The organism is Sporomusa sp. 246TCP1 (assembly GCF_057319775.1).
Genome location: NZ_CM170492.1, coordinates 3237482 through 3250943, shown reverse-complemented (window position 1 = coordinate 3250943; position 13462 = coordinate 3237482). Strand labels below are relative to the sequence as shown.

Annotated in this window: 11 protein-coding genes; 9 read left to right on the top strand and 2 right to left on the bottom strand. The window is 42.6% G+C overall.

Features of this window, described 5'->3' with window-relative positions; genetic code table 11:
* The first annotated feature begins 6 nt into the window (after positions 1-6).
* The 8 genes from ssnA to AC1ECB_RS15430 all read left to right on the top strand — a co-directional run bounded on the left by ssnA (position 7) and on the right by AC1ECB_RS15430 (position 9767).
* Positions 7-1335 (top strand): putative aminohydrolase SsnA, encoded by a 1329-nt coding sequence (gene ssnA, locus AC1ECB_RS15465; protein WP_485664607.1) that lies wholly within the window; start codon positions 7-9, stop codon positions 1333-1335.
* Between the two features lie 141 nt (positions 1336-1476).
* Positions 1477-2328, top strand: coding sequence for a selenium-dependent molybdenum cofactor biosynthesis protein YqeB (gene yqeB, locus AC1ECB_RS15460; protein ID WP_485664606.1), 852 nt, complete (start codon positions 1477-1479; stop codon positions 2326-2328).
* Between the two features lie 20 nt (positions 2329-2348).
* Entirely contained in the window at positions 2349-4145 is a 1797-nt protein-coding gene (locus AC1ECB_RS15455; protein ID WP_485664605.1) for a sigma 54-interacting transcriptional regulator, read from the top strand.
* Position 4146: 1 nt separating this feature from the next.
* Positions 4147-5859 carry an adenine deaminase gene (gene ade / locus AC1ECB_RS15450; protein ID WP_485664604.1) on the top strand — a complete coding sequence of 571 codons (1713 nt, stop codon included), beginning with the start codon at positions 4147-4149 and terminating at the stop codon, positions 5857-5859.
* 217 nt (positions 5860-6076) lie between these two features.
* A complete protein-coding gene (hydA, locus tag AC1ECB_RS15445) occupies positions 6077-7477 on the top strand; it encodes a dihydropyrimidinase (protein ID WP_485664603.1) in 1401 nt (466 codons plus the stop codon).
* Positions 7478-7569: 92 nt separating this feature from the next.
* Positions 7570-8688 (top strand): Acg family FMN-binding oxidoreductase, encoded by a 1119-nt coding sequence (locus AC1ECB_RS15440; protein ID WP_485664602.1) that lies wholly within the window; start codon positions 7570-7572, stop codon positions 8686-8688.
* A 30-nt stretch (positions 8689-8718) separates the two neighbouring features.
* Positions 8719-9162, top strand: a complete 444-nt coding sequence (locus tag AC1ECB_RS15435) for a MarR family winged helix-turn-helix transcriptional regulator (protein ID WP_485664601.1) — start codon at positions 8719-8721, stop codon at positions 9160-9162.
* Between the two features lie 71 nt (positions 9163-9233).
* The gene (locus tag AC1ECB_RS15430) at positions 9234-9767 is read left to right on the top strand and encodes a hypothetical protein (RefSeq protein WP_485664600.1); all 534 of its coding nucleotides are present in this window, start codon (positions 9234-9236) and stop codon (positions 9765-9767) included.
* A 130-nt stretch (positions 9768-9897) separates the two neighbouring features.
* On the opposite strand, the gene AC1ECB_RS15425 is transcribed toward AC1ECB_RS15430, so the two are convergent.
* Positions 9898-10680 carry a FadR/GntR family transcriptional regulator gene (locus AC1ECB_RS15425; protein ID WP_485664599.1) on the bottom strand — a complete coding sequence of 261 codons (783 nt, stop codon included), beginning with the start codon at positions 10678-10680 and terminating at the stop codon, positions 9898-9900.
* Positions 10681-10897: 217 nt separating this feature from the next.
* A complete protein-coding gene (locus AC1ECB_RS15420; RefSeq protein ID WP_485669353.1) occupies positions 10898-12526 on the bottom strand; it encodes an L-lactate permease in 1629 nt (542 codons plus the stop codon).
* Between the two features lie 326 nt (positions 12527-12852).
* Between AC1ECB_RS15420 and AC1ECB_RS15415 the strand changes: the two genes are divergently transcribed.
* Positions 12853-13461 carry a LutC/YkgG family protein gene (locus tag AC1ECB_RS15415; RefSeq protein ID WP_485664598.1) on the top strand — a complete coding sequence of 203 codons (609 nt, stop codon included), beginning with the start codon at positions 12853-12855 and terminating at the stop codon, positions 13459-13461.
* Position 13462 lies beyond the last annotated feature (1 nt).

Sequence of the window (13462 nt, the reverse complement as noted above, 5' to 3'; positions counted from 1 at the left end):
GACATTGTGTTAGTATTAAAGAACGCCACAGTTGTTGAATTTTATCCGGCTTCCATACAAGACAGTGTTGATATTGTTATTGACGGCAGCAAAATCGCCGCTGTCGGCACAGGTATTGCTGCTGATTATCAGGCCGACCGGGTGCTGGATATGCAGGGAAAGCTTGTTATGCCAGGTCTTGTCTGCAGCCACAATCATTTTTATTCCGGTTTGTCACGGGGTATTACTGCCACTATTGCGCCTAGCTCTGACTTTATTTCAGTACTCAAAAACCTCTGGTGGCGGCTTGACCTGGCCATTGATGAGGAAATCCTCTATTACAGCGGGATGGTATGCTCGCTGGAAGCCATTCGCTGCGGGACAACTTCGGTTATTGACCACCATGCCTCACCAGCCTTTCTCAAAGGCTCACTCAAAACCCTCAAGCAAGCCTTTGAAGAAACCGGGCTGCGCGGTATTACCTGTTATGAGACTACTGATCGCAATGAGGGACTCAAAGAAGTCGAAGCCGGTGTTCAGGAAAATGTTGATTTTGCCAAATTGTGCGAAAGGGATAAACAGGCAACTAACGGCAATCACTTGGTGGAAGCTATGATTGGCGGCCATGCACCGGTGACTATGCCTGACGCTGCCCTCAAATTGATGGCTGATGCTGTGCGCGAAACTGGACGCGGTGTACATGTGCATGTGGCCGAAGACTGTTATGACGTCTCCCATAGTCACCATCTGTATGGCAAGGATCTTATTGCCCGGCTTAACGACTATAATTTGATTAATGACAAGGCGCTCCTGGTGCATGGCGTACACTTGTCAGACCAGGATATTGAAATTATCAACGTCAAGGATGCTTTCCTGGCTCACAATGCCCGCTCCAATATGAACAATAATGTTGGCTACAGCACCAAATTGCCGCTATATAAAAACCTGGTCCTGGGAACTGACGGCATGGGCAGCGATATGTGGGAAGAAATGAAATTTGCTTACTTCAAACATAAAGATGCTGCCGGCTCAATGTGGCCTGACAGTTACCTGAAGTTTTTGTACAACGGCAACGAGATATTGAAGCGTTACTTTGCTGCTGATTTCGGTCGTGTGGCTCCCGGCTGCAAGGCTGATTTGACTGTGCTTGATTACCAATCTCCCACGCCGCTTGTACCTGGCAACATTGGCGGTCACATTGTCTTTGGCATGAACTCCCGTGATGTGACTACTGTTATCATTAACGGCAAGGTTATCCTGGAAAACAGACAGTTTGCCTTTGACGTCAGTCCTATCTATGAAAAAGCCTGCAAGGCTGCTCAGCGCCTGTGGGACAACATGGATAAGCTGCCATAAATGTGTGGTATAAGAAACGCTGTTTACTATGAAAATATAGAGAATAATGAGTAATATTCACAGCAATAGGAAGGGGAAAAAGCAGGGGCAAGCGAATTTTTATTATGTAATATCGTCGAGAGGGCGGATTTGGAGGATGTTATGGACCGATTAATCGTAATAAAAGGTGCAGGTGACTTGGCAACAGGGATTGCTCACCGGTTATTTCGCAGCGGTTTTCAGATCATTATGACCGAGTTAGCCCAACCTACAGTGATTCGACGGACGGTGTCTTTTGCGGAAGCAGTCTTTAACGGAGTAGCAGTAGTAGAAGGGGTAACGGCGGTAAAAACCGAGATCAATAAGGCTGTGCAGATAGTGAATGAGGGAAAAATTGCTGTGGTTATTGATGAGTCGGCTACAGTTGTTGAATTATGTAAGCCCTGGGGGGTAGTTGATGCCATTTTGGCCAAACGAAATCTAGGAACCCAACTAGGGGATGCCCCGGTGGTTATCGGTGTGGGGCCTGGCTTTACAGCCGGCGTTGATGTGCATGCGGTTGTGGAAACCAAACGCGGCCATTATCTGGGTCAGGTTATTACTCAGGGACAAGCTTTACCTGATACTGGTATTCCCGGCGAAATTGCCGGCTATACACAAGAACGTATTTTGCGGGCTCCCTGTAAAGGTATTTTTCAATCATTGTGTCGGATTGCCCAGCAGGTAGAGGCCGGCGATACTGTGGCGCAGGTAAACGGATTGCCGGTGCGAGCTACTATTTCGGGTGTTTTGCGTGGATTGCTTCGGGACGGACTTACTGTAACTCCAGGACTAAAAGTCGGTGATATTGATCCCCGCTGTGTATCTGAGCATTGCTATGCCATATCAGATAAAGCCCGGTCGGTGGGCGGGGGTGTGCTGGAAGCACTTTTTATGTTGGGCGGCTGGCCGGAAGAGCCATGTTTTGAAACCCATAGATCAGTTGCGAATCAGGTTGCAGCCATAAATCAGTAAAGGCAACGGAACCAAAGAAAATGAAAAAAACAATTTTACAGGAAATCCAAGACGCTGTTATTCAATATGCCAAAGTTATTGCCCATGTTATTCGCGTCGATGTTGAAATTGTGGATACTAACTTATTCCGCATTGCTGGTACAGGTAGCTATGATCAGAGCCTTAATGAAGATATGTCCCAGGAGGGCTTTGTCTATAAACATGTGTTGGCTACAGGAAAATCCCAGTTTATCGAAGAGCCGGGCAAACATGAATTATGCAGTGTCTGTCCCAAACAGGGATGTTGTGAGGAAAAACTGGAATTGTGCACCCCCATTACCTTGGGTGAAGAGATAATCGGGGTTATCGGTCTGATTTGCTTTGAAGAAGCGCAAAAGAAGCAACTGTTGCAGGATTTAAACTTTTACCAGTTGTTTATGGAGCAGATTGCTGATTTTATCAGTGTTAAAGCTTATGAACGCCAGGAAAGTGAACGTAATCAGCATATGATGGAGATATTGCTGCAAGTCATTGATAATGTGGACAAAGGGGTGCTGGTGCTGGATGGCAGCAGCAAAATTGTTCAGATTAATGACAGTGCCTGCAAACAACTCCATCTTACTGCCGATTGTTTGCAAAAACAAATTGCTATGGTTGCTACCAGTGACTCTATGCTGGGGGTGGAGGAATACAAGGTAGTCATTGACGATAATACCTATTTTCTTATGGGCAATTTATTATCTGTATCGTCAGGCCTGGCTTCCTATGACCGGATTTTTATCTTTGATGAAATAAAAAATGTAAAATCCGGTATTTATGACTTAACCAAGGTGGCAATGCCAGTTACCTTAGATAATATTGTCGGTTGTTCCCTGATAACCGAGCAGCTTAAGGGTAGGCTGACGAAAATTGCCGATTCCAACTCCACGGTGCTCATAACCGGAGAAAGTGGTACAGGTAAGGAGGTTGTTGCCAGGGCGATTCATGCTGTTGGCAATCGTAGTGACAAGCCGTTTATTTGCATCAACTGTGCTGCGATACCTGACACTTTGTTGGAAAGTGAGTTATTTGGTTATGTTAAAGGAGCCTTTACCGGGGCAGATCCCCGGGGAAAAATCGGCAAATTTGAACTGGCCAATCGAGGGGTTATCTTGTTAGATGAAATTGGCGATATGCCCCTATATTTGCAAGTCAAACTACTGCGGGTACTGCAGGAACGCAAACTGGTGCGCATAGGCTCTAACCAGTTGCTATCTTTGGATGTACGAATCCTTGCCGCTACTAACAAAGACTTAAAAGAACTGATCAAGGAAAAAAAGTTTCGGGAAGATTTATATTACCGGTTAAATGTAATTCCCTTAGAGATACCTCCACTGCGTAAACGAGTGGAGGATATTGAGCCGCTGGTGGATTCCATGATGGAAAAATACGGTGGTTTGTTTAACAAAAAAATTCGTGGTATTGACCGGGAAACCATGGGGTTATTAAGGCAATACAGTTGGCCGGGCAATATTCGGGAACTGGAAAATACGGTTGAATTTATGATTAATATGGCAGATGAAAACGGTTGTTTGACTCGGGATACTCTGCCCCGCAACTTTTTTGACAGTCAGGATTTTCAACTAAATGAACAGCAGGCAAAGGAGTTCAAATCACTGCGGCAGGTAGAACAGGAACATATCAAGCAAGTTCTGCGGCAATTTGAAGCTACTACCCAGGGGAAAGTGGCTGCTGCCAGGCAACTGGGAATTGGTATTGCCACATTGTATCGGAAGTTACATGAAATAGAGGAAACAGTTGCATTAGGGAAAGGACGCCAAATTTCCAGGGAGGTGTAGCATGAATCAGGTACAAAAATTGGTAGATACGGCTTTAGGAAACACTACTGCCGATTTGGTGCTGAAAAATGCCAATGTATTTAATGTATTTACAGGTCTGTTTACTAAGGGTGATGTGGCTGTTGTCAATGGTTATATTGCCGGGGTTGGCGAATATAGTGGCCGCAAGGAAATAGATGGTACAGGAAAATACATAACTCCGGGTTTTATTGATGGCCATGTTCATATCGAAAGTGCTATGGTAAGTCCTGCCCAATTTGCCTGTGCCGTAGTTTCTAGTGGCACGACAACGGTTATTGCTGATCCCCACGAAATTGCCAATGTGGCAGGAGTGGAAGGCCTTCGCTATATGCTGAGTGCCACTGAACAGCTGGCCTTAAACGTATATATCATGTTGCCTTCTTGTGTACCGGCTACTCAGTTGGAGAATGCCGGCGCTACACTGACGGCAAAGGAGTTAGCTGAGTTTATCCACCATCCCCGGGTACTGGGTTTGGGAGAAATGATGAATTATCCCGGAGTAATCCATAAATCTGAAGATGTATTCGAAAAAATTCGTCTGGCCCAGGGTAAGCTGGTTGACGGCCATGCCCCCGGCTTAGCAGGAAAAGAGTTAACTGGTTATATTGCCGCCGGGATTTGTTCTGATCATGAATGTGTTACTGCGAAAGAAGCAACAGAACGGCTGGCGCAAGGTATGCATGTCATGCTGAGGGAAGGTTCGGCGGCCCATAATTTGCTTAAGCTGTTGCCGGCAGTAAATCAGTACACGGTAGGACGCTGTCTGTTTGCTACCGACGACCGTCATCCGGAGGATTTAATTGAACAGGGTCACATCAATCATCTGGTTAAGTTAGCTGTAGCTGCAGGTACAGATTTGGCCTGGGTGCTGCAAATGGCTACCATAAATGCGGCTAATTACTTTCGGCTTGGTGATTTGGGTGCGATTGCACCTGGGTATCGGGCTGATTTACTGGTATTTGACAATCTGGAAGACTGGCGTCCGTCTATGGTTTTTAAAGATGGACAGTTGGCAGCGGAAAATGGAAAACCACTGGCCATGAACTTTATCGTAGACGATAAATGGGTTCGCAATACTTTGCATTTAGGAGAACTCAGTAGGGATAAGCTGCGGCTTCCTTCCCGGTCTGCCCGCGCCAGAGTGATTGGTTTAGTGCCACACCAGTTGGTAACCACTGCTTTAGAACTGCCAATGCCAATAGTTCAGGGAGAATTTGTTCCCGATATCACCCGGGATATTTTAAAACTGGTGGTGTGGGAGCGCCATAAAGGCACTGGTAAAGTAGGTGTTGGACTGCTACAGGGGTTAGGCCTTAAGCAGGGAGCCATAGCATCAACCATTGCCCATGATTCTCATAATCTGGTGGTGGTGGGAGCAACAGATGAAGATATTATGCTGGCCATCAAGGAAATTGAACATATTCAGGGCGGACTGGTAATTGCCGGTCAGGGGGATATTCTTGGCAGCCTGCCTTTGCCATTGGCCGGGCTGATGACTGACAGGGGTATTGGCGAGGTACAGGGAAAACTGGCAGAGCTGCACAAAATTGCCCGTAATCTAGGGGTAAAGGAAGAATACGATCCCTTTATGACTTTATCTTTTTTAAGCCTGCCGGTCATACCAGCCTTAAAGCTAACAGATGAAGGTCTGGTAGACGTTACGACTTTTCAACTGGTGTCTGTATCTGTATAGTAGAGACTGTTACAAAATACCCTCTTTGCCGTTGAGCCTTTCAGCATAAAAACGAGTATACCCTTGCTGTGCGACTTCATGGCGTTTAACACCGGGGTATTTTATAACAGTTTAAAAAATACTAAGGAAAGTGTGTTTTTTGAAACACACTCTAGTAAGCAGCACATCATGTTTTCGGTGAACACGACTGACAGCTACCTGGAGAGGAGGCGGTTTTATGGGAATTGTTTTGCGTGCTGGAAAGATTGTCACAGACACTGTTTGCTATCAAGCCGATATTCGTATCCAAGGGGAGATTATTGCTGCTGTTGGCAGTCAAGTGACGCAGGCGGGCGATACGGTGCTATCGGCAGAGGGGTGTTATATATTTCCTGGCGGTATTGATGCTCATACCCATTTTGATTTGCCGGTAGGTGCCATGTCTACTGCTGATGATTTTGCCAGTGGTACCAAGGCTGCCATCCTCGGCGGCACCACTACTGTTATCGATTATGCCACTCAGTTTAAAGGAGAAACCTTGAAACAAGGTCTGGAAAACTGGCATCAGCGAGCAGACGGCAAATGTTATGCAGATTATGGTTTTCATATGGCTATTACCGATTGGAATGACAACGTTTCCCGGGAAATACCCTGGCTTAGCCGGGAGGCCGGTGTATCTTCAGTAAAGTTGTACATGGCTTATAAAAATGTAATGCAGGTAGATGACAACACGCTATTTCAAGTTTTGGATCGTAGCCGGGACTGTAGTATTCTAACCTGTGTTCACTGTGAAAACGGTGACATTGTTGATAATCTGATCAGAAAGTTTCACCAGCAAGGGAAAACAACGCCTGCCTATCATCCCTTATCCCGCCCACCGCGGGTGGAACAGGAAGCGGTAAACCGGCTGATGGTGCTCTCTGAGACGACCGATGCGCCCGTTTTGGTAGTCCATTTAAGTTGCCGGGAGGCCTTGGAGACAGTAGCTAAGGCCAAGGACCGGGGCGTCAAGGTGTTTGCTGAAACCTGTCCTCAATACTTAGTGCTTGATGATAGTATGTATCAGGACACTAGTTTTTCCTGTGCCAAATATGTCATCTCGCCTCCGCTGCGAGGAAAGGAAAACCAGGAGTACTTGTGGAATGGGCTGAAAGCCGGTATATTGGATACTGTTGCTACCGACCATTGCTCTTTTAACTTCCATGGTCAGAAAGAAGTGGGCAGAGGGGATTTTAGCAAAATACCCAATGGTGCACCTGGCGTAGAGCATCGGTTGGGGCTCTTATATACCTATGGCGTCAAGGCCGGGAAAATTAGCCTTACCCAGTTTGTTGACAAAGTAGCAACCCAGCCAGCGAAACTCTTTGGCCTTTTTCCCAAAAAAGGCACAATAGCTCCAGGCAGTGATGCGGATTTGGTGATTTGGGACGAGCAGCGGCAGAGTACCATTGGTGCTGCCACTCATGCGCATAAGGTGGATTATAGTCCCTATGAAGGAATGAAGCAGCAGGGGCAGGCTATTCATGTTTTTCTCAGAGGCCAACATGTGGTAAAAAACGGGAAGGTATGTACGGATAATCCCAATGGGCAGTATCTTTTCCGCAAGCCTTTCCAGAATCCAAAAGAAAAAACAAAATAGTTTAGCAGGTATTTACAAAGGTAAGAAAATATGTTTTAATATAGTTAGTTTGTACTAACTAATAAAAAGAAATGGGTGAAGGGGAGTGCTATTTGAACAGGCGGGAATTTATAAGAACTATTTGTGCCGGGGGAATTGCACTTGGGGTTGGATCAGTTTCATACTCCTGGCTGCAGATGGAGGGTGAAGCTACAATGAGGATGGGTTGCCCTTTACAACAGATACCGGGTTTAAGCGAAGATGAAATTAAAATAGTATATTTGGCATCCCTTGCTCCTAGTGGTCACAATACGCAGCCTTGGCTGATAACAATTAAAGGTCCGAAACGATGGGTAATAGGATCAGATAGGAAACGATGGCTGCCAGCTGTTGATCCTGATAATAGAGAGATGATGGTATCCATTGGAGCTTTTATAGAAAATCTGTCGATGGCGGCGGGAATACAAGGATATGAGGCGGAAATTGATATTTTAGGAAAAGATAACTTTAGCTCTGAGATAGCAGAAGTACGACTAATTAAAGGGAAACAGATAAGTGTTTCTGAGAAGGTGATCGAAGAACGGAGGACTGTAAGAAAACAGTTGCTGAATACGCCGATAAGGGAGGAAGATATAAATCATCTGGTAGGAAATAATAAAAATGCAGTATTTTATTATCCGCTGAATTCTAACGAAGGGTCATATATTAGGCAAGCGAACTTGCAGGCAAATAAAGCTCAAGTATACAGAGAAGATGCTCAGACAGAGTTAGCTCAATGGATAAGATGGAGTAAGCGGGAGGCAAGCGAATACTGTAATGGACTTACGCCTGAAAGTATGGAAATGGAAGGGATTATTCGTTGGTATGCACAACACTTCTTCAGTAAAGATGATGTATTGGGTAAGACGTTTAAAAATGAGACGATAAAGTTAGTTGAGGAGCAGGTAAAAAATTGTGCCGGGTGGCTTGTTGTGAAAAGCGATAGTTCTACTGTAACCGACTTGATAAATGCGGGGAGAGTATTACAGTCAGCTTGGCTGCGTGCGCGAGAGAAGTTAATTGCTTTTCATCCTATGACCCAGATATTAGAGGAAGAACCTTGGCGGCTGGAATTGACTAAAGAGCTTGGTCATAGGGGAAGTATACAGTTTGTAATAAGGATAGGCTATGTAAAAAAATATAGGCAACCGGTCAGTTTACGTATGCCGGTGTCTAAAATAATTGTTATGTAATACAGAGTGCTTATAAGGATTGAAGGAGATATGATGGAAACAGAAGCTCTTATTGTAAAATACATTGATATGCTATCAGAATCTATGCGGCAGTCCATGCGGACTTATAAGGAAGAATCAGACCGCGGAGAGTTATTAAATCTAACGATAACGCAACTGCATTATCTTCATGCAATTAATGAAATGGATGCGCCTACATTTAAACAGTTGGTAGAAAAGTTTAATGTCCAAAAATCAACTGTCACGGACATCGTTAATAGATTGATCAAGCGTAATATGGTTTACAAGCAGCAGTCAGAAGAAGATTTACGAGTTTTCCATGTATACTTAGCGGAAAAAGGGAAAGAGCTTTTAGAGATGGAGAGCAGGGGTTATTTTCATTTTGCGCACAAGATGACAAAGTGTCTTGCTGATGATGAGAAAAAACATTTCACAGCAGTCTTGAAAAAAATTGTTACTGAGTTTAATAAATAAAAATTTAAGCTTAAAGTTAGTTAGTTGAAACTAATAATTAACATGACTAATTATTTGGAGGCGGGTTTAGCATGAATCTTAAATCGTATAGTGTAGTGGCTATTCTAATCATTATGATAATAACGGCTAGCGTTTCATCTGTGTCAGCTACTGAAACAGCTACAGCAAATATGCCGCAAGAACTAGTAATTGCCAAAGGAACAATCATTAAAATTCAGGCAGTGGATAGCATAAGTTCGCAAAAAAACAAGCACAATGAGAAAGTACATTTTAAAGTTAAAGAGGACATAATGGTTGGAGACGATACAGTAGTTCTAGCTAATACTGATGTTGAGGGCATTATCACAAAAGTAAAGAAGGCCAGATCCTGGGACAGAGATGGGCAGATTGAAGTTGTCTTTTCTGAAGTTAAAACGAAGGATGGTAATTCGTTACCTGTGGATGGGAGAATTTATCTGCGTGGTGATAAACCAAATATTTTAGTAAGATATTCCTTGGGTGGTGTATTTATAAAAGGAAAAGAAGCTGTGATTAAGGCTGGAGCAGAAGTAAATCTACAAATTAAAGCAGATACTATATTTCAACGCTCTCTTGTCCGGAATTAAGGAAAAGGTTTAGAACGTCATATTTAATTCTATATAGGATCCTATAAAGACTTACCAGCTTATTTTAAAAAAAATCTTTATGGGATTATATATAGAGTAAACTAGTAGTTCCAATCTATATATGTTTAATTCAAGAGGGAAAGCCAAAGTTTGTTTCTATTTTATGGTCAATTGTAACATCGTTGAGTGTACTTAAGTCTGTTGTTTCTTCTTTTTTTAGTTGTATCATGGCTTGTTCTACCATGGTTAAATGTTTCTCCATTAATTTACGGGCAGATTGAGGTTTCTTTTGGATAATCGCCTGAAAAATAGAACAGTGTGATTCATGCAGGAGCTTTGGCATATCTTTCTGCAAAAAAAGTTTTTGTCTCGAAAAGTGAAGAGTACTAGTCATAAGATCAGAAACAGCACACATCAATTTAATTAATATTGGGTTATGGGCAGCCTTAAGTATTGCAAAATGAAATTCAGCATCTGCTGCAACACCAATTTCTCCGGAATTGACTTCATCAACCATACGCTGTAAGGCTTGCCGAATAGCTTCAATGTCATCTTCAGTAGCACGTTCTGCAGCTAAAGCTGCAATTTCCAGCTCTAAAATTTTGCGTACTTCCAATAATTTCATAACATCGTCAACGTCAACCTGCAATAAGAAAGATAAGGGTTCTAACATGCCTTCATAGGAAACTTGGCGAACAAAACTTCCTTCACCTGGGCGAATTGTAATAATTCCCATCATCTCTAACGCACTAAATGCTTCACGTACAGAAGCCCTGCTTACATTTAATTGGTCCGAAAGTTCACGTTCGGATAATAATTTGTCGCCTGGCTGCAGTTTGCCATCAACAATTAGTTTCTTGATTTGTTCAATTACTTCTTCATAGATTTTTTTTGTTTTAACTGGTTTAAACATATGATCCTCCGTACTTATTAGTAATATTTTTGCTGACTTATGGTGGTTTCAACCACTATCAAATACATGGCGGGCTGCATAGGTTGCTGCCCGCCATGTATTATGTTGGTAACTACGTATAGCGTACCATTCTTACAAATATTCTAGTTTAATCATACACTATTTTTTAGTAAGAGTCTATCTCCTGTTGCTTATTCTGTCAAGGGTGATACTGGTTTTACGGAATCATCCAGGTTAGGAAATAAGCCTGTAGATAAGTCATGATACCAACGATAACAGCTAAAATCAGAGAATGTTTTACTGTAAACCTAAATAAGTCTCCTTCTTTACCAACTAAGCCGGAAGCTGCAGTTGCTACGGCAATACTTTGCGGTGAAATCATTTTTCCGCAAACTCCACCGGACGAGTTTGCTGCTACTGTTAAAATGGGATCGACACCAACCTGTGTTCCAGTGACCGCCTGTAGATTTCCAAATAATGCATTGGCAGAAGTGTCGGAGCCTGTTAAAAAAACACCAAGCCATCCTAAGAATGGTGAAAAGAACGGGAATAAAGATCCTGTTCCTGCTAGGAATAAACCGAGTGTAGAACTCATTCCCGAGTAATTCATGATATAAGCTAGACCAAGCACACAGGGGATAGTAATTAAAGGTTTTAGTAATTGTAATACCGTTTTTGTAAAAATGGAAATAAACCTTCCGGGGCCAACACCTAATACTGCTGCTGTGATTATACTTGCAATAAATAAGGAAGTACCGGCGGCGCTCAACCAGTTTACTTTATATAGTGCCGCCATTGCTGTTGGGACTTTTGCAATTGGTGCGGCCTGAACAACAAGTTTATCTAAACCGGGAACTAATATTTTAAGAGTAACAGAGTCTAACGTTGCAACTACTGGCTTTAAGCCCCACAAAATAACCATTACAGTCAAAATGATAAAGGGAGACCAAGCTTTGACTACTTTGCCAAACGTCAAATTATTCTTGTTGGTAACAATTGTAGGTGCTGGTTCTTTAGCAAAGCGCCATATATTTGCTGGCTTCCAAAATTTTAGAAAGACTGTCAACGAGATGATACAGGCAAGTGAAGATAAAATATCGGGAAGTTCTGGTCCGATATAGTTTGAAGAAAACCATTGCACACCGGCAAAGGATACACCTGCAACTAAACATGCGGGTAAAACTTCTTTGGTAGCCTTCCAACCAGACATTAACAGGACTAACCAGATGGGAATTATAACAGAAAGAAATGGCAATTGTCTGCCGACCATGGCACTGATTTTCATTGTATCTAAACCTGTAACTTGTCCGGCAACGATAATTGGAATACCGATACCACCAAAAGCAACTGGAGCAGTATTTGCAATCAAACATAAGCCGGCAGCATAAAGCGGACTAAAGCCAAGCCCTACCAACATGCCTGCAGAGATAGCAACAGGAGTACCAAAACCAGCTGCCCCTTCTAAAAAGGCACCAAAACCGAAGGCGATTAAAAGACCTTGCAAACGACGGTCATCTGTAATAGTAGCAATGGAATCTTTTACGATTTCGAATTGCCCTGTCTCAACCGTCATATTGTAAATAAAGATGGCAGTAAGAACAATCCAAAAAATTGGGAATATTCCGTAAAAAGCTCCCATTCCTGTAGCTGTAAGAGCAAGGGCTGCTGGCATTTTGTATATAAAAATTGCAACTAAGACCGCAGAAGTAACGGCGATAGCACCTGCAATTTGTCCTGGAGTACGGCGAATAGCGAGAAGATAGAAAATTACGATAATGGGAATTACAGCAAAGAGGGATGAAATTGCCAAATTATTCATAGGATCATAAATTTGAGTCCATGTCATCATATACACCTCTATTCTTAATTTTACCTATGGAAATTAGCGATAAATTGCCTCAAAGGTTAATTTTTTATCTCACCTCGCTCTCAATAACCAAGATTTTAACATATCACCTGGACTAGTGGTCTGACCAGTGTATGTGCATTTCAACATTATATATTTAAAATCCTGCTTGCAAATTGAGATAATTCAAAAAAATATAAAAATATAATTTTGTCACGCTAGAAGGATTTTTGTTATCTAATTCAGAATATACTGGTCAGACCACCATACCATCATACCGCAAACACGATATTTTTTGTGAAAATAAAAAAAAGGAGTGAAGAAGTATGAAAAAAATAAGTAAAAATTGGAAAGAAGCATTCCCTAAGGAAAGATTTGGTAATCAGTTTTTTAACGAATTCGGAACTCGTGCCCAAAATGTTGCCGCTAAGGTCATTCGGGTAAAAACAACAATAGAAGCACAAACAGCCATTCTTGATATCATTAAAACTAATAATGCGAAAAAAGTGGTTGCTACCCAGGAAGTAATATCTCCAGCTAATGGCTTGGCAGATACTTTTAAAATGATTGGCGTGCAATTATACACAACGCAATCTGATATTCGCAATCATGCCGATACAGCAGATATTGGTATTGCCGGTGTTGAGTTTGCTATTGCTGAAACAGGCAGTGTTTGTGAAGACGGGCTGGCTATTGAGCAGCGTCTGATTACTACTCTTCCACCAATATCTATTGTTATTTTAAATAGCAATCATATTGCCTCTGATATAAAAACGGCTTTTGAGGTAATTTCTAAAGTGTTTGACCGGGGATATATCAGCTTCATCACTGGGCCTAGCCGTACATCAGACATTGAGCGAGTTCTAACTATTGGTGTACATGGCCCTAGCCAACTAATAATTATCGCTATTGATGAAGAGATAAAGGGGGTATAAA

What these genes read in the sequence shown, in the direction of transcription:
- AC1ECB_RS15420 (WP_485669353.1), bottom strand. Translation starts at nt 12,526, where the DNA reads ATGACATGGACTCAAATTTATGATCCTATGAATAATTTGGCAATTTCA.
- AC1ECB_RS15455 (WP_485664605.1), top strand. Translation starts at nt 2,349, where the DNA reads ATGAAAAAAACAATTTTACAGGAAATCCAAGACGCTGTTATTCAATAT.
- hydA (WP_485664603.1), top strand. Translation starts at nt 6,077, where the DNA reads ATGGGAATTGTTTTGCGTGCTGGAAAGATTGTCACAGACACTGTTTGC.
- ade (WP_485664604.1), top strand. Translation starts at nt 4,147, where the DNA reads ATGAATCAGGTACAAAAATTGGTAGATACGGCTTTAGGAAACACTACT.
- yqeB (WP_485664606.1), top strand. Translation starts at nt 1,477, where the DNA reads ATGGACCGATTAATCGTAATAAAAGGTGCAGGTGACTTGGCAACAGGG.
- AC1ECB_RS15415 (WP_485664598.1), top strand. Translation starts at nt 12,853, where the DNA reads ATGAAAAAAATAAGTAAAAATTGGAAAGAAGCATTCCCTAAGGAAAGA.
- AC1ECB_RS15435 (WP_485664601.1), top strand. Translation starts at nt 8,719, where the DNA reads ATGATGGAAACAGAAGCTCTTATTGTAAAATACATTGATATGCTATCA.
- AC1ECB_RS15425 (WP_485664599.1), bottom strand. Translation starts at nt 10,680, where the DNA reads ATGTTTAAACCAGTTAAAACAAAAAAAATCTATGAAGAAGTAATTGAA.
- AC1ECB_RS15430 (WP_485664600.1), top strand. Translation starts at nt 9,234, where the DNA reads ATGAATCTTAAATCGTATAGTGTAGTGGCTATTCTAATCATTATGATA.